The following is a 16,011-nucleotide window of genomic DNA, read 5'->3' as shown; positions in this document are numbered from 1 at the left end:
AAGCAGTTAGCAGCACTATTTTCTGCTTGATAAAAAGAAGCAGGATGCACGGTAACTGGCTAAACCGCAGCAATGACAACAGCTTGTGATTTCACAGCAGTTTAGATGACTTTAAGGTTTGGGTTTTCGCCGCAGATTTGTCATCAAAACACTTTAAAATCATTGGTGAGTGTGGCTTTTTCCGTTATAATTTGGCGTTTTTAAATTTTAAGCCCGTATAACAGCAGAGAAAATCTTGTCAGACTGTTATGCTTTTAGCCAAATCGAGAATTATGGAGTGACTTGGTTGTGAGTACTCGTTTTATGACATCAGCTGAAATTCGTGAAGCATTTTTGCGTTACTTTGAATCGCAAGGGCATACACGTGTCACGTCGAGTTCTCTGGTTCCCGCCAACGACCCAACGTTGCTGTTCACCAATGCTGGTATGAACCAGTTTAAAGATTGTTTCTTAGGTCTGGAAAAGCGCGATTATGTCCGTGCCGTATCTTCACAAAAATGTGTACGTGCCGGTGGTAAACACAACGACCTAGACAACGTCGGCTATACCGCGCGTCACCACACCTTCTTTGAAATGTTAGGTAACTTCTCTTTTGGGGATTACTTCAAGCGTGATGCGATCAAGTTTGCCTGGGAATTCCTGACCGGTGATGAATGGTTAGCCCTGCCAAAAGACAAACTGTATGCCACGGTTTACCACACCGATGACGAAGCATTCGACATCTGGAACAAGGAAATCGGTTTAGCGCCAGAACGTATTATCCGTATTGGCGACAACAAAGGCGAGAAATACGCATCTGACAACTTCTGGGCTATGGGTGATACCGGTCCATGCGGTCCATGTTCTGAAATTTTCTTTGACCATGGCGATCATATCTGGGGTGGCCTACCAGGCACACCTGAAGAAGATGGCGACCGTTTCATTGAAATCTGGAACAACGTCTTTATGCAGTTCAACCGTACTGCTGATGGCGTATTGCACCCGCTTCCTGCTCCTTCGGTCGATACCGGTATGGGCTTGGAACGTATTTCTGCCGTATTACAGCACGTCAACTCCAACTACGAAATTGACCTGTTCCAGCATCTTTTAAAAGCAGCAGCTGAAATTATTGGTCTAGATACCTCTGCACTTGAAGCTGAAGCCAAAGAAAAAGGCACACCGGTACAATATCCAGCTTCACTTAAAGTGGTGGCTGACCATGCCCGTTCTTGCTGCTTCCTGATTGCAGATGGTGTCAATCCGTCTAACGAAGGACGTGGTTATGTACTGCGCCGTATTATCCGCCGTGCTGTACGTCACGGTAACAAACTCGGTGCAACCGGTTCATTCTTCCACAAAATGCTGCAACCGCTGATTGAAGTAATGGGTGCGGCGTATCCTGAACTGGAAGCTCAAAAAGCACGTATTGAAGCGCAATTGCTGAAAGAAGAAGAACAGTTTGCCAAAACACTTGAGCAAGGTCTGAAACTGCTTGAAGGTGAACTGGCGAACCTGAAAGGTTCTGTGATTCCAGGTGAAGTCGTGTTCAAACTGTATGACACTTACGGTTTCCCGACCGACCTAACCGCAGATATTGCCCGTGAACGCGACCTAACCATTGATGAAGCTGGCTTTGAAGTTGAAATGGCAGCACAGCGTCAACGTGCACGTGATGCCGGTAAATTTGCCATCGACTATAACAGCGTAGTCAAAGTGGATGGTGAAACCCAGTTTGATGGTTACGATGCCACTGCAGGTCAAGGTCAAATCATTGCCATCTATAAAGATGGTGAACAGGTTGACGAAGTCGCTGAAGGTGATGAAGCACTGATCGTACTGAACCAAACGCCATTCTATGCAGAAAGCGGTGGTCAGATCGGTGATACCGGTATTTTCAAAAACGACACCGGTATTTTTGAAGTGCAAGACACCAAAAAATCGGGCGGCGCTTTTGTACACCAAGGTATTGTAACCATGGGTAGCCTGAAAGCAGCACAAAACGTGGAAGCAATTGTCAAAGCGGACATTCGTGCTGCGACTGCGCGTAACCACTCTGCCACTCACCTGCTGCACGCTGCGCTGCGTCAAATTCTGGGCTCACACGTACAGCAAAAAGGTTCACTGGTTGCATCAGACGTATTACGTTTCGACTTTGCCAACGATCAGCCGGTTTCATTTGAACAGCTGCAAGAAATTGAACGTCTGGTGAATGCTGAAGTGATTGCCAACACACCAGTAACAACTGAGTTACTCGATATCGAATCGGCCAAAGCCAAAGGCGCGATGATGCTGTTCGGTGAGAAATACGGTGATGAAGTTCGCGTACTGTCTATGGGTTCAGTAATTGAAGAGAAAAACTTCTCGATTGAACTGTGTGGCGGTATTCACGTGAAACGCACCGGTGACATCGGTCTGTTCAAAATAACCTCTGAAGGTGGTGTGGCTGCAGGCGTGCGTCGTATTGAAGCGGTGACAGGCACCAAAGCGATTGAAGCTGCGCAAAAAGCTGATCGTGACATCAACACCATTAATGCGCTGTTAAAAGCACAGAAAGAGCAAACCATTGAGAAAGTTGAAGCAATTGTTGAAACAGCATCTAGCCTGCAAAAACAGATTGAACAGCTGAATCAGAAACTGGCCAGCCTGCAAGCGGGTGAACTTTTAAGCCAAGTTCAGACCATTGCTGGCCGTGCAACACTTATTACCACTGTTCAGGGTATGGATGCCAAAGCACTGCGCAACCTGCATGACGGTGTGAAATCAAAATTAGACAACGCAGTGATTGTACTTGCCGGTGTAGAGGGTGACAAAGTGAGCCTGATTGCATCCGTTGCAAAAGACTTCACTACGTCTATTAAAGCAGGTGACATCATCAAACACTTGGCTACTGAGCTTGGTGGTAAAGGTGGTGGTAAACCTGACTTAGCACAAGGTGGCGCGCCACTAAACGAGAAGTTTGCAACCGTGATGGCAGAGTTAACTGCCTGGCTGGAAGCAAAATAACTTCACTTTTGTGTAACTGACCCTGGCGGCAATCAGGGTCATGGCTTATATGGAACAACTATGGCATTAATCGTTCAAAAATATGGCGGTACTTCTATGGGTACGCCCGAGCGCATTTTAAATGTTGCTCGTCGCGTAAAGCGCTGGCATGACCATGGCCACAAGGTGGTCGTTGTTGTATCAGCAATGAGTGGCGAAACCAATCGCCTGCTCGCTCTCGCGAAAGCCATTACCGACACCCCTGACCCACGTGAACTTGACCAGATGGTTTCTACGGGTGAGCAGGTAACGATTTCCATGTTAGCTATGGCGCTCAATTCTATTGGCGTAGAAGCTAAATCTCTAACCGGTCGCCAAGTCGGAATTAAAACTGACAGCGCGTTCACCAAAGCCCGTATTGAAGCGATTGACACCGATGTCATGACTAGTCATTTAGATGCCGGCCGTGTGATTGTGGTTGCAGGCTTCCAGGGTGTAGACGAGCAAGGCAATACCACAACTTTAGGCCGCGGTGGTTCAGATACAACCGGTGTTGCGTTAGCCGCAGCATTAAAAGCAGATGAATGCCAGATCTACACCGATGTTGATGGTGTATACACCACTGACCCGCGTGTTGCGCCAAAAGCAAAAAAAGTGGATCGTATTTCCTTTGAAGAAATGCTAGAAATGGCATCTTTAGGCTCAAAAGTCCTGCAAATCCGTTCTGTAGAATTTGCTGGCAAATATCAGGTGCCTTTACGCGTACTATCTAGCTTCGATAACGACAACGATGGTGCATTTGACGAAGAGTTTAAAAACAACGTCGGAACTCTTATTACTACTGAATTGGAAGACAACATGGAACAGCCAATTATCTCAGGTATCGCGTTTAACCGTGACGAAGCTAAACTGACTATTCTCGGTGTGCCAGATGAGCCAGGTATTGCCTCTAAAATCTTGGCCCCAATTGGCGCTGCCAACATTGAAGTGGATATGATTATCCAGAACGTTGAAGAAGATGGCACCACTGATTTCACCTTTACCGTAAACCGTGGTGAACTGGCCAAAGCCAAAGCGATTCTTGAAGCGACTGCACAGGAAATTGGTGCACGTGAAGTTGCAACCCGTGATGACATCGTAAAAGTGTCAATTGTTGGCGTGGGTATGCGTTCACATGCTGGCGTAGCGAGCAAAATGTTCACCGCACTTGCAGATGAAGGCATCAACATTCTGATGATCTCGACCTCTGAAATCAAAATTTCAGTGATTATTGAAGAAAACTATTTAGAGCTTGCAGTTCGTTCACTGCACACGGCGTTCGGTTTAGACCGCGAGTCAGGTGAATCAAGCGCGCGTGCTTAATCTGTAGTCAGCAATTATTGCAATTGTCAGACAATATTGCGAAAAACTACAAAAAATCAGAGCCACTATAGTATTTTTTATAGTGGCTCTGTTATATTGAAATAATGAGAATTAGAAATCTTAACAGAATTGTATCCGACAAGGTTTTGTCAGGGAGAGTTCTGATAAAATTTCGCTTGAAATATTTTGTGCTTTTCAAAACTTTCAAATCAATGCAGGTTTAGCATTTTGCAAGGAGATAAACATGCTGATTCTGACCCGACGTGTCGGAGAAACATTAATGATTGGGGATCAAGTCAGTGTTACTGTACTTGGTGTCAAAGGCAACCAGGTGCGTATTGGTGTGAATGCGCCAAAAGAAGTGTCTGTTCATCGTGAAGAAATTTATCAACGTATTCAACATGAACGTGCCATGCATGAGCATTTGCAACATCTCGATCAGGATTATCAGCCTTCTTATGAAGATGATAATTACCCACAAAATAACTTTAACCGTTAAGACTTAAAGTTATCTTGTTATAAAGCGGCTCTACGGCCGCTTTAAGTTTTTTTAGCGCTTCAAAATTATTGCTGTTCCAGCAAAGCCAGCGCTTTACGTACTGGTCCGAAACTACGGCGATGCTCTGTAGTCACGCCATGCAAAGCTATTGCTTCAAAATGCGCTTTGGTCGGATAGCCCTTATGTTTGGCAAAACCAAACTGTGGAAACTTCTGGTCCAGTTCCAGCATCTGCCGGTCACGGGTGACTTTGGCCAGAATACTGGCTGCGGAAATTTCGGCGTGCAAGGCATCTCCACCCACCACCGCTTCACACGGCATGTTTAGTCCTTGTGGGATTTTATTGCCATCGACCAGGACCTGATCGGGCTGGAGCTGTAAGGCTTCAACCGCACGGCGCATAGCCAGCAGCGAGGCCTGTAAAATATTCAGCTCATCAATTTCAGCCGGACTGGCTTCAGCAATGGCCCAAGCAAGGGCTTTTTCCTGAATCTCAATGAATAACTTTTCACGTTTCTTTTCACTCAGTTTCTTGGAATCATTCAAGCCCGCAATCGGATTGTTCGGATCCAGAATGACCGCCGCAGCCACCACAGTTCCCACCAGAGGCCCGCGCCCTGCTTCATCTACACCAGCAATTTTCATCAACATTATTACCTTCAATAAAATAGGCTGAACCTGTCAGCCTATTTCTTTCATCTTGCGCTTATTGTACTGCTTCTTGCACACAAGCATGAATGGTTTTTGATACGACATTGCTCACAATGGTGGCACGCGCTGCCGGGTCAATCGCTGCTGTCGCTAAATCTACCGCAGTCACATTTTGTGGCCCTTTTTCGCTGACACAACCACAGATTTCAGTCTGGATATTTTGCTTTTGCGTGCTGGTCATGACTTTGGTGGCCGTTTGCCATGCCGGAATGTTGTTCAGCTCGGTCACACATTTAGCATTAATGGCAATTTTCAGTGCTGCGCCGCCCAATTGCTGAGTCGTCGTTGCCGCTGTAGGCTGAGTGGTGCCTGTAGATGCACATGCGCTTAACAGTAACGCCAGCGGTGCTAAAACATAAGCCAACTTTTTCATGTATTTTCCTTCAGTTTTACGTCATTTTACCGGCCTATTTTAAGGGCTTTGGCGCGAATCGGGTTTATCTTTTTGACCGCAATGCACAAATAAATGGCAAATTTAAGCATTATCCAGGGCAACTGCCTGCTTCATATCCGCAAATACTGTTGAACAGGCCGATTGCACCCGGTTCCAGCTTGGAATAAAGGACTGCTGGTTCGGATAATTCATAAACTGCTCCCCTGCCTCGACAATACTCTGGGCAAATAATTCCACCACATTTTCTTCGCTGTGCCGGTCATAATTCAGGCCATTGGTGGTGGCATCATAATAGTAGTGATCAATCAGATCCAGCGCATTGCGATAATAGGCCGCACGGATAATCCGGATATTGTCCAGACTGACCTGCACCCCCAGCGCCGCCAGCTTACGGAAAAATGCCAGTGCGATATCCCGGCTCATCCGTTTTAGGCCGCCATCCCCATTGGCGGTGGTGACTTCCTGATGTTTATGTTCATAATCATCGGCAATATCGACCTGACAAATCCGCTTGGTGGAATAGTTGCGGTAAATTTCCGACAGCACACCAATTTCCAGGCCCCAATCGCCTGACACCTTCAGGTCACGCAGTGCTTCGACATGAATTGCCATCTCTCCAGACAAGGGATAACGAAAGGCTGAAAGATAAAGCAGATAATCCAGCGGTCCGAAGACTTTTTTCAGCGCCTGCAATAAAGGTGACACCAGCAGACGTGATACCCGACCATTCATTTTCCGGTCAGCCACCCGCGCATAATAACCTTTGGAAAACTGGAAGCTGAATTGTGGATGCACCATCGGATAAATCAGCCGGGCCAGCATGTCACGCTTATAGGTACGAATATCGCAATCGTGCATCGCCACCACCTGACTCTTGCCTTCGGCCATGGCATAACCGGCACAATACCAGACATTACGGCCCTTACCACGCTGCAAAGGTGCCACATTTAACTGATTTAACTGTTGATGCAACTGCTGCAAACGTGGCCCATCATTCCATAAAATTACATGGTTTTGCGGCAACACCGAGAAGAATTCCCGCGCATGGGCAAACTGCTCCGCATTGGCCTGATCCAGACCGATAATAATCTGCTGGATATAATCGGCGCCTTTTAATTCTTCGACAATCTGGGTTAAGGCCGGATGTTCAAGCTCGGAATATAAGGAGGGTAAAATTAGAGTGACCGGTTTGGACTTGGTAAATTCACGAAGTTCCTGTTCGTATTCATGTAGATGGCGCTGTTTTAAATCATGTATTGTTGTAATCATGCCTTCTTGTGCAAAATCGACCATCATCCTCTCCAGTTTATTGTTGTAAAAAGTACTGTAATCCTTCTGCCCAACCCGCTGGTGCCTGCTGCCGGGTGAAGTACACAGAATCGTGTTCTAATGCCAATGCTGCTTTATACGGCCGTTTGACCACCACAGCATGCTGACAGGCTTTCAGCATATCGAGATCATTTTCACTATCCCCCAGCCCAATACACACCGTTTGTGCCGGATAAAACTGTTTCAGCCAGTTCACCGCCAGCGATTTATCACAGTCACGGCTTAAAATATGGCTAAAGCGTCCACCATGAACCATATGCAAATTACTGGCCAGATGTTGCGACAATATCGCTTCGTCTTCGGTTCGGCTGTCCGGATTCCAGATAATGACTTCGCTATACAGACGTTCTAAAGCCCGGGCTGCATCGTCCAACACCAAACCGGTCAGCGCTGCAATCTGCGCAGCATCACAGTCACTAAAGCATTGAAAATTTAAGCCATAGTCTGCTTTTAACTGCTGTAGTTGCACCGCAATGTCGGTACTGGATAAGGGACTTTGATAGTCATGCTGCGCATTAAAATAGATATATGCCCCATTTTCAGCCACAAAAGGCATGCCGCTTAAACCGAGCTGTTGCTGCAAATGGCGGATTTCCGCTGCAGTTTTACTGCTACATAAAATAACCGGAGAGTCCGGAATTAAACGCTGGATCAGCTCTGTGTTCTGCCCATAGCTGTAATTATCATGATTTAATAAAGTCCCATCTAAATCTGTAAAAATTATAAATTTTGGCATCTGTACTTATATTGGCTTTATCTGTTTAGAATCCTATAAGATTCTCAGCTTAATATTGGTTTAACTTACTTTTTTATAACAATAAAGTAACAGGCCTACATGAAGTAGGCCTATTTTTTTCATCATTTTATGAAGCTAGATGCGCTTATAACGCCTGGATTTTTTCAATCCAGGCCTGTTTCTGCGCTGCTGGCAGGAACGAGGCTTCAAAAGAGTTAATCGCCAGTTGCTTTAACTCATCTGCCATTAAATCTAACGCTTCGGTAATGGCAATAAAGTTGTCATTCATATAGCCGCCGAAATAAGACGGATCATCCGAGTTAACCGTCACCTTCACGCCCTGCTGTAACAAACGGCGGATATTGTGCTGCCGCATATCCTGCACCACGCACAGTTTTAAATTACTGAGCGGGCACACCGTAAGCGGCATTTCATCCTGAATCAGACGCTGCATCAGTGCCGGATCTTCTTCAGAACGCACGCCGTGGTCAATACGATTCACTTTCAGCAAGTCCAGTGCTTCCCAGATATATTCTGGTGGACCTTCTTCACCGGCATGCGCCACCACCAAGAAACCGTATTCACGGGCTTTGGCAAAAACGCGGGCAAATTTAGCAGGCGGATGCCCCACTTCGCTGGAATCCAGACCGACTGCAATAATCTGTTCTTTATACGGCAGTGCCTGCTCCAGCGTTACAAATGCTGCTTCTTCGCTAAGATGACGCAAGAAACACATGATTAAACGGGAACTGATGCCCAGTTTGCTTTGTGCATCATCACAGGCACGTTGCAAACCGTTAATTACTGTCGCAAAGGCAATCCCGCGGTCAGTATGAGTTTGCGGATCGAAGAACATTTCGGTATGTACCACCTGATCTTCTGCACACTTTTCAAAATAGGCCCAGGCCAGATCATAAAAGTCCTGCTCATGTACCAGTACATTGGCACCGGCATAATAGATGTCTAAAAACGACTGCAGGTTATGAAAGTTATAGGCCTCTTTGACTTCCTCGACTGACTGATATGGAATGGCAATGTTGTTACGCTGCGCGATGGCAAACATCAGTTCTGGCTCAAACGTCCCTTCAATATGGACATGCAACTCTGCCTTGGGTAAGGCGCGAATCAGCTCAAGTTGATTCATCTCTCATCCTCATGAAAATAAAAAAGGGTGCAAACCGAGTTTACACCCTCAAAATGGTTGCTGGGGATTAACCGCCAAATAACGCGAATTTTAATGCCCACAATACTGCAATAATCCACACCATATATGGCACAGATGAGGCTTTACCGGTCAACAGCTTGATCAGCGCATAGCTAATAAAGCCCATGGCAATACCGTCCGCAATTGAGTAGGTAAATGGCATAAATACGATGGTCAGGAAGGCTGGAACCGCTTCAGTAATATCTTCCCAGTCAATATGTACAATGCCCTGAATCATCAGCACACCCACAAATAACAAGGCAGGTGCAGTAGCAAAGCCTGGTACCGATTGGGCCAGTGGTGCCAGGAATAAACACAGTACAAACAGCACCGCGACCACTACCGCAGTCAGACCGGTACGGCCGCCAGCAGCAACACCGGCAGACGATTCAATATACGGTGTGGTTGAAGAGGTACCCAGTGCTGCACCCGCTACAATGGCAGATGAATCGGCAAATAAGGCTTTTTTCAAACGTGGCAATTTACCATCTTTGAGCAGGCCCGCACGATGTGAAACGCCGACCAGGGTACCGGTTGAGTCAAACAGATCGACCAGGAAGAAGACGAAAATCACCCCGATCAGGCTGGCAGTAAACAGACCTTTAAAGTCCATTTGCATGAACGTTGGCGCGATAGACGGGATTTCACCGACCACACCTTTAAATTCGCTTAAGCCCAAAGCCGTAGAAATAGCCGTTAATACCAGAATACTGATGATAATTGCACCACGCACCTTGAATTGGTGCATCACCACAATCATCAGGAAGCCAAATAAGGCCAACAGCACTGAAGGCTGTTTCAAGTCACCCAGACCCACCAAAGTCGCCGGGTTATGGACAATAATGCCTGCGTTTTTTAGTGCAATTAAGGCCAGGAATAAACCAATCCCGCCGCCAATGGCCAGTTTCAGGGACATTGGAATGGCATTGACAATGGCTTCACGAATTTTGAACATGCTGATGGCAATAAACACCAGACCGGATACAAACACCGCAGCCAGCGCAGTTTGCCAAGGCACACCCATGCCCAGACAGACCGAATAGGTGAAATAGGCATTCAGGCCCATACCCGGTGCCAGCGCAATCGGATAGTTGGCAATCAGTCCCATCACCAGACAGCCAATTGCGGCTGCCAGACAGGTTGCAACAAAGACAGCCCCGTGATCCATCCCGGTTTCGGATAAAATCATTGGATTGACAATAATGATGTAACACATAGTTAAGAATGTGGTTACACCGGCAAGAACCTCAGTACGAAAACTGGTCTTGTTTTCGCTTAACTTAAATAAGCGCTCAAGCACATTTTCTGAAGATGGATTAGGAGTCGTCATGACCTCGCCCTTGTAAATAAACTTAAATACCCAACAGTGATGCGAAAGTACGGAGAAAATTCATCCCTACCCCTAGCATTGCCAAGCAACGGATATGCCAAAAGTTACACGCACAGGATAAGTCTATTTAGCCATTATGCTTTGAGCCCTTAACAGCTCAAATCAGATAAATTCTAAACAAAAAAGCCGCATAACTTTATGCAGCTTTACTTACCATAATTAAATCAACTATTTAAAAAATAAATACGCTAATTTAATTGTCTAATGGGTAAATTATATCACACTGATTTTTCATTGTTTCTAAAATTTATCTTTAATTTGCATTCAGAGCATTTCATGCTGAATTAGAATTTTTGGCCTAAACTTCCAGCCCGCTCAATAGAGGGTTCGATCTGTCGCACGTGATCATCCAGCGATGAACGATGTGAAGCCCGATCTTGTTCAATCAGATCCAGAGAGTCGCGTGTCTCCTGCACAATATTCTGCATTTCTTGTTGTCTGCGGTGTTGTTCCTGCTGAAACACCCAGACCATTAACAGGACAACCATGACAATAAAGGTCACGATCAGGATTTGCCTCATGCTCTTTACTATTATTAAACAAATTTAATTTATACTAACAGAAAAATAAACAATATGTGAACCATGTCACAACTTTCAGTTTGTGTATTAATCAAATTTTAACAATTCAAGCATTCAATTGGCCTTTAACTCACTCCTACCCTCACCTATTGAAATTTCAATTTCCTGACACCCATAAAAAAGTCCGCACTGGGCGGACTGTTTAGCCTTAACCGCAGGATGCTTGCACAATTTTATTACTGTTCGGATCAATGGTTACTGTGACTCGGTCAGCGCGATAATCCATGGTGACCGGCTGGCCAGGATGGACGCTGCGAACAATTTTGGCCTGGGTCCGCTGCTTGATTTCGCTCTGTGGCAAACTGCCCGATTGCCCAATCAGTTTTTTGGCTTCTTCTGCCACACACTGGCCTGGCTGCTGACGGAACAGCGCCCATTCTTCAACGATACTGCCATCTGGCAAATGGCAATAGCCCACCTGACCACTGTGTTCGTCTTTAATTTCCAGTCGGCCGCCCTGTTCAATACAATATTGACTGGCCGGATTGGCAAGTCCTACCTGTGCTGGGGGTTGCTGTACGGTGCTACAGGCCATAAGCGAGGCTGCAAGCGCAGCAAAAAGAACAATATTTTTCATGGGCAGTATTCTTGTATAAAAAATATTAGCCTAGCAAATTTTACTGGACCTGCTGTGTCTTTTTGCAAAAGAGGGAGAAAGCTTCTTGTTAGTCTTGATGAGGGACAGCTTTGACTTATATAGAGCTATTACTGATAAATTGGTGGATGGAGAAATTACAGACATTAAAAAAGGCTTATAAGTGTTTCACTTATAAGCCTTTAAAATTTGGTAGGCATATCCAGACTCGAACTGGAGACCTCTACGATGTCAACGTAGCGCTCTAACCAACTGAGCTATACGCCTATATGTGACGCATCATATTCACTTTTAAATTTTATGACAAGCCTTTTCTATGATTTTTCAATGCAGATGCACAAGAATTCAGCAATGCTTTGAATTTTTTCAAATCTGCCTCAGAAACCTGCTCAGATGCATACTGCATCTGCTCATATAACTGCACGGTCTGCTTAAACACATGATGCTGCTGTGACTCAGCCTGAGCCGCCAAACGAGACATCCACATGTTAAAGGTTTCAGCAGGCTTTTTCTGTAATTCAGGCGGTAACGGCTTCGAAAACGTCTGCAACAGCTGGGCAAGTTTTGGCTGCCGGCGAAGATGCTGATAATACAACCAGGCCATATATAGCCCCAGCAGACCTAAAATGGTCAGTATCAGCATCAGGATATTGGCATAGCTGGAATGTAGCCCCAGTTTGGCCAGCCAGCCCCGCTGCGACTCGGCATTATAGCCCACCACCTTGCTTTGCCATTGATAGCTGGCATAGTCGCTCCAGATACGCAGTTTATTCATTAAATGATAATGCCGATAAGTCCAGCCACTGCCGCGCTCGCCCAATACCGCCTGATCTTCCGCAATCAGGTTTTGCATGCCCTGCTCAACCCGCTGCGGACTAATCATTGCTGTGGGGTCAAAACGCTGCCATTTGCCGTTTAACAGCACTTCGGTCCAGGCATGCGCATCTAACTGGCGTACTTCCCAACTTTTACCATCTGGGGCCAGCTCTCCACCCTGATAACCGGTGACCACCCGCGCCGGAATTCCGACATAACGCATCAGCATCACAAAACTGGAAGCATAATGTTCACAAAAGCCCTGACGTGACTGAAACAGGAACTCATCAACACGATGTTGCCCTAATCGCCCCGGGGTTAAGGTATATACAAAGCCATTTTCCCGATACCAGCGCAGCACCTGCTGTACATAACGCTCAGGATATTGTCCGCTGTGCAAAAATAAACGCTGGGCCAATTGTTGTGCTTGCAGATCCTGCTGTACCGGAAATTGAGTATTGATGCGTAAATTCAGATGAGCATTACTCACGGTCTGAGCCTGGATATCGCCGATCCAGCGCAACGGAATCGGCTCAACCCGCTGGGTTAAACGCCGCGGTACAATGCCCCAATCCTGCTGGCTATAATAACGGCGCTCCAGCGGTACCGATTTCTCCAGCCCCATCACCCAACGCACGCCCGGGTCAGCCGCCAGATATTGATAATCAAAACTACGCGCATGCGCCGGCTGCAATACATCGCTACGCATTAACGGCTGCTGGTTAACAAAGCTGCTACGCCAGCGCTGGCCATCATATTCATCCAGCACCATCGCCCGCCAATACAGCTCATGCCGTGGTGGCAGTTGCTGCACATCGCCAATAATCCGAAAGGCCAGCGCGCTAGATTGTGACAGCTCGGCAATATCGCCCGGCGACATGCTGTCACTAATTCCGGTAATACCTTTATTTTCCGGAATCGGAATATGCCACAGTGGCGGTAGCCGCGGGAAAAACATAAACAGCAAGACAAAAAATGGCAGTGCATACAGCACAAAACGCCCCACATGGCGGGCATCGCGTTTTAAGGCCTGTACAGCCGAAGCCTGATATTCAAATTCGCTGGTTTGCAGGCGATACAGCCCGATCAGACAACTGAGCAGGCTTAAAATGACCATAAAGGCCATCCAGATTGACTGGCTAAACAGGAAGGAACTGGCACTGACAAATAACGCGAAATTGAACAGGATAATCACATCGCGCCGGGTTCGGGTTTCGAGGGCCTTGGCAAATAAAAAGGTTGATAACACCGCCACGCCGGCCTCTACCCCAATAAAGGCGCGGTACTGTAAATAAATACTCAGCAGCGCCAGCGCAATCAGGCTAAAGGTCCAGTATTTGGCAATCGGCTGACGCCCGGGCTGCAGACTGAAATACAGACTAATCAGGATGATGATAAAAATTATACTGAGCAGCACAGGCAGATAGATCAGCTGTGCCAGTAACAGCAGGCCCAGGCTTGAGAGAATCGAAATACGGATACTGGAATTCATCTTTATGCCTGCGCCAACAGTTGTTTGGCGAGCAGCAATTGCTGCTCGCCACAGGCGGCCGGTAATTCTACCTGCGGCAAATACAGGGCATAGGCACATTGCTGCTGTTCACACTGCTCGACTAGGCCCATCATTAGGCTGAGTTTTTCTTCATGCGATGTGCTGGGCATCTGCGCATAGTCAATTTCAAGCTGCTGCTGATTCTGATATTGCTCAAAGACCTTGACGTATAAGCCCTGGCCACGCGCCACCTGTTTCCAGGACACTGCCTGCAAGGAATCTCCGAGCTGATAACTGCGCAGCTCCCGGAATTCATCTAAATCAGGTTCTTCATTGTGCCGGTTGTGTTTATTTTCAGTGGTGTGCTGCGCCGCTTTCGGTGCAATCCAGGCAAAGTCATTGAAATACAGATAGGTCCAGGCACGTACCAGACCAAAGGGATAAACCGAATATAACTGGATGGCCGGATAATGAAACTTGCCGCGCTGGGCAGTATAAAAAGCTAAGCTATACTGCTGTTTGGCTTCACTCAGCGCCAGTTTATGTAATTGCTGATCAACCTGAATCCACAGATAACGCAGCTGTGGCGTATCCTGCTGAAAAAACAGGTGCAGCTGGACATTTTCCCCGGCCTGCCCGACCTGCTGTGCCACCACCTCAAGCTGCAAGCCATGCAGCTGCTTAAAGGTCAAATAAAAACTAATACATAAAATCGCGCTAATTAAAAAGCAGAAGCCCAGAATCAGGTTATTGGCATAGTTAATACCGGCCACAAAGGTAATCAGGATAAGCACCAGATATAAATAACCCTGCTGATAAATAAATACCAGCACATCTTTTTGCGTGAGGCGTTTTTTCTGCTGAAATTGAAAACGCTTTTCCAGCCAGTGCTGCCAAAAATTCTGCCCGAGCATACTTAGCTGACCTGCACCTGTTGCAGCAGCTGCTGGGTTTCACCCTCACTTAAACCAATACGATGTGCCACCACCGCCACAAAAACCGCTTGTACATCATCCGGAGTGACAAAACTGCGCTGTTCAATTAACGCATGTGCCTGGGCGGCTTTTTTCAGGGCCAGTACTCCGCGCGTCGATAGTCCATGCCGGTTTTTACGGCTGGCTTCGGCCAGATCCAGAATATAATCCTGCACGGCGTCACTGACATATAGCCGATGCACCTGCTGTTGTAATTCCAGGATTTCATCTTCACTAAACACATGCTGCAAACTGGCAATCAGGCTCTGCCGGGAAGATTGCTGCAGCAATAGTTTTTCTGCATAACGCGATGGATAGCCCAGTGATAAACGCATTAAAAAGCGATCCAGTTGTGATTCAGGCAATGTATAGGTTCCGCTTTGAAACAGCGGATTCTGGGTAGCAATGACCCAAAATGGTTGCGGCAGTTCGTAACGTACACCATCGACCGTGACGTTACCCTCTTCCATCGCTTCCAGCAAGGCACTCTGGGTTTTCGGGCTACAGCGGTTAATTTCATCGGCCAGTAAAATCTGGGTAAAAATCGGGCCTTGCTTAAACTCAAACTGATGTTCTTTCTGATTAAACATGTTCACCCCAATTACATCACTGGCCAGCATGTCATTGGTAAACTGAATCCGCTGAAATTTTAGTCCGGCCAAATGCGCCAGACTGCTGGATAAGGTGGTTTTGCCCAGACCGGGTAAATCTTCAAACAGCACATGGCCGCCAGCCAGTAAACAGACCAGTGCCAGTTTGGTTTGCTGCTGTTTATCGAGAACAATCTGGTTGACCTGTTCAAGGAACTGCTGGATTCTGGGTGCATAGCGCTGCAGCTCGCTCTGGAGCTTCGCCTGATCGTGTACTGGTTCCGATTTCTTATCCTGTTTCATGCCCCAAATCACCTTCATTCCCCAAATAAAAACGGTGTATGCCCTAACATACACCGTTTTGTTTTTTTTCTAAAG

14 protein-coding genes and 1 tRNA gene are annotated in these 16,011 nt (G+C 46.7%); 3 read left to right on the top strand and 12 right to left on the bottom strand.

Features of this window, described 5'->3' with window-relative positions:
* The first annotated feature begins 288 nt into the window (after window positions 1-288).
* From alaS to csrA, 3 genes are all read left to right on the top strand, one after another.
* Entirely contained in the window at window positions 289-2,982 is a 2,694-nt protein-coding gene (alaS, locus tag FTU55_RS01365; protein ID WP_180045931.1) for an alanine--tRNA ligase, read from the top strand.
* Window positions 2,983-3,042: 60 nt separating this feature from the next.
* The gene (locus tag FTU55_RS01360; protein ID WP_163142276.1) at window positions 3,043-4,323 is read left to right on the top strand and encodes an aspartate kinase; all 1,281 of its coding nucleotides are present in this window, start codon (window positions 3,043-3,045) and stop codon (window positions 4,321-4,323) included.
* Between the two features lie 244 nt (window positions 4,324-4,567).
* Window positions 4,568-4,822 carry a carbon storage regulator CsrA gene (gene csrA / locus FTU55_RS01355; RefSeq protein ID WP_016658388.1) on the top strand — a complete coding sequence of 85 codons (255 nt, stop codon included), beginning with the start codon at window positions 4,568-4,570 and terminating at the stop codon, window positions 4,820-4,822.
* A gap of 65 nt (window positions 4,823-4,887) precedes the next feature.
* Here csrA and rnhB read toward each other — a convergent pair whose 3' ends face one another.
* From rnhB to FTU55_RS01295, 12 genes are all read right to left on the bottom strand, one after another.
* Window positions 4,888-5,466 carry a ribonuclease HII gene (rnhB, locus tag FTU55_RS01350; RefSeq protein ID WP_168381858.1) on the bottom strand — a complete coding sequence of 193 codons (579 nt, stop codon included), beginning with the start codon at window positions 5,464-5,466 and terminating at the stop codon, window positions 4,888-4,890.
* Window positions 5,467-5,527: 61 nt separating this feature from the next.
* Window positions 5,528-5,905, bottom strand: coding sequence for a hypothetical protein (locus FTU55_RS01345; RefSeq protein WP_180045929.1), 378 nt, complete (start codon window positions 5,903-5,905; stop codon window positions 5,528-5,530).
* 102 nt (window positions 5,906-6,007) lie between these two features.
* Window positions 6,008-7,219: a glycosyl transferase gene (locus FTU55_RS01340; protein ID WP_180045927.1), complete on the bottom strand. Its 1,212-nt coding sequence runs from the start codon at window positions 7,217-7,219 to the stop codon at window positions 6,008-6,010.
* Between the two features lie 13 nt (window positions 7,220-7,232).
* Window positions 7,233-7,991 carry a mannosyl-3-phosphoglycerate phosphatase gene (locus FTU55_RS01335; protein ID WP_180045925.1) on the bottom strand — a complete coding sequence of 253 codons (759 nt, stop codon included), beginning with the start codon at window positions 7,989-7,991 and terminating at the stop codon, window positions 7,233-7,235.
* A 145-nt stretch (window positions 7,992-8,136) separates the two neighbouring features.
* On the bottom strand, window positions 8,137-9,135 hold the full coding sequence (locus tag FTU55_RS01330) for an adenosine deaminase (RefSeq protein ID WP_168395104.1): 999 nt from the start codon (window positions 9,133-9,135) through the stop codon (window positions 8,137-8,139).
* Between the two features lie 67 nt (window positions 9,136-9,202).
* On the bottom strand, window positions 9,203-10,525 hold the full coding sequence (locus FTU55_RS01325) for an NCS2 family permease (RefSeq protein WP_180045923.1): 1,323 nt from the start codon (window positions 10,523-10,525) through the stop codon (window positions 9,203-9,205).
* Between the two features lie 344 nt (window positions 10,526-10,869).
* Window positions 10,870-11,106: a hypothetical protein gene (locus FTU55_RS01320; RefSeq protein WP_180045921.1), complete on the bottom strand. Its 237-nt coding sequence runs from the start codon at window positions 11,104-11,106 to the stop codon at window positions 10,870-10,872.
* 208 nt (window positions 11,107-11,314) lie between these two features.
* Window positions 11,315-11,743 (bottom strand): I78 family peptidase inhibitor, encoded by a 429-nt coding sequence (locus FTU55_RS01315; RefSeq protein WP_005176977.1) that lies wholly within the window; start codon window positions 11,741-11,743, stop codon window positions 11,315-11,317.
* Between the two features lie 208 nt (window positions 11,744-11,951).
* A tRNA-Val gene (locus FTU55_RS01310) sits at window positions 11,952-12,028 on the bottom strand.
* A 31-nt stretch (window positions 12,029-12,059) separates the two neighbouring features.
* Window positions 12,060-14,069 (bottom strand): DUF3488 and transglutaminase-like domain-containing protein, encoded by a 2,010-nt coding sequence (locus tag FTU55_RS01305; RefSeq protein ID WP_180045919.1) that lies wholly within the window; start codon window positions 14,067-14,069, stop codon window positions 12,060-12,062.
* A gap of 2 nt (window positions 14,070-14,071) precedes the next feature.
* The gene (locus FTU55_RS01300) at window positions 14,072-14,983 is read right to left on the bottom strand and encodes a DUF58 domain-containing protein (RefSeq protein ID WP_005176842.1); all 912 of its coding nucleotides are present in this window, start codon (window positions 14,981-14,983) and stop codon (window positions 14,072-14,074) included.
* A 2-nt stretch (window positions 14,984-14,985) separates the two neighbouring features.
* Window positions 14,986-15,948, bottom strand: coding sequence for an AAA family ATPase (locus FTU55_RS01295; RefSeq protein ID WP_373685936.1), 963 nt, complete (start codon window positions 15,946-15,948; stop codon window positions 14,986-14,988).
* Between the last annotated feature and the right edge of the window lie 63 nt (window positions 15,949-16,011).

This window comes from Acinetobacter sp. YH12117 (assembly GCF_013418865.1).
GTDB classification, from domain to species: domain Bacteria; phylum Pseudomonadota; class Gammaproteobacteria; order Pseudomonadales; family Moraxellaceae; genus Acinetobacter; species Acinetobacter indicus.
This window is presented reverse-complemented; position numbering and strand designations above follow the sequence as displayed.

Excerpts from the sequence above, each read along its gene's own strand:
- FTU55_RS01315 (WP_005176977.1), bottom strand. The coding sequence starts at position 11,743 with ATGAAAAATATTGTTCTTTTTGCTGCGCTTGCAGCCTCGCTTATGGCC.
- FTU55_RS01360 (WP_163142276.1), top strand. The coding sequence starts at position 3,043 with ATGGCATTAATCGTTCAAAAATATGGCGGTACTTCTATGGGTACGCCC.
- csrA (WP_016658388.1), top strand. The coding sequence starts at position 4,568 with ATGCTGATTCTGACCCGACGTGTCGGAGAAACATTAATGATTGGGGAT.
- FTU55_RS01325 (WP_180045923.1), bottom strand. The coding sequence starts at position 10,525 with ATGACGACTCCTAATCCATCTTCAGAAAATGTGCTTGAGCGCTTATTT.
- FTU55_RS01320 (WP_180045921.1), bottom strand. The coding sequence starts at position 11,106 with ATGAGGCAAATCCTGATCGTGACCTTTATTGTCATGGTTGTCCTGTTA.
- FTU55_RS01300 (WP_005176842.1), bottom strand. The coding sequence starts at position 14,983 with ATGCTCGGGCAGAATTTTTGGCAGCACTGGCTGGAAAAGCGTTTTCAA.
- FTU55_RS01340 (WP_180045927.1), bottom strand. The coding sequence starts at position 7,219 with ATGGTCGATTTTGCACAAGAAGGCATGATTACAACAATACATGATTTA.
- FTU55_RS01305 (WP_180045919.1), bottom strand. The coding sequence starts at position 14,069 with ATGAATTCCAGTATCCGTATTTCGATTCTCTCAAGCCTGGGCCTGCTG.
- FTU55_RS01330 (WP_168395104.1), bottom strand. The coding sequence starts at position 9,135 with ATGAATCAACTTGAGCTGATTCGCGCCTTACCCAAGGCAGAGTTGCAT.
- rnhB (WP_168381858.1), bottom strand. The coding sequence starts at position 5,466 with ATGAAAATTGCTGGTGTAGATGAAGCAGGGCGCGGGCCTCTGGTGGGA.
- FTU55_RS01335 (WP_180045925.1), bottom strand. The coding sequence starts at position 7,991 with ATGCCAAAATTTATAATTTTTACAGATTTAGATGGGACTTTATTAAAT.
- FTU55_RS01345 (WP_180045929.1), bottom strand. The coding sequence starts at position 5,905 with ATGAAAAAGTTGGCTTATGTTTTAGCACCGCTGGCGTTACTGTTAAGC.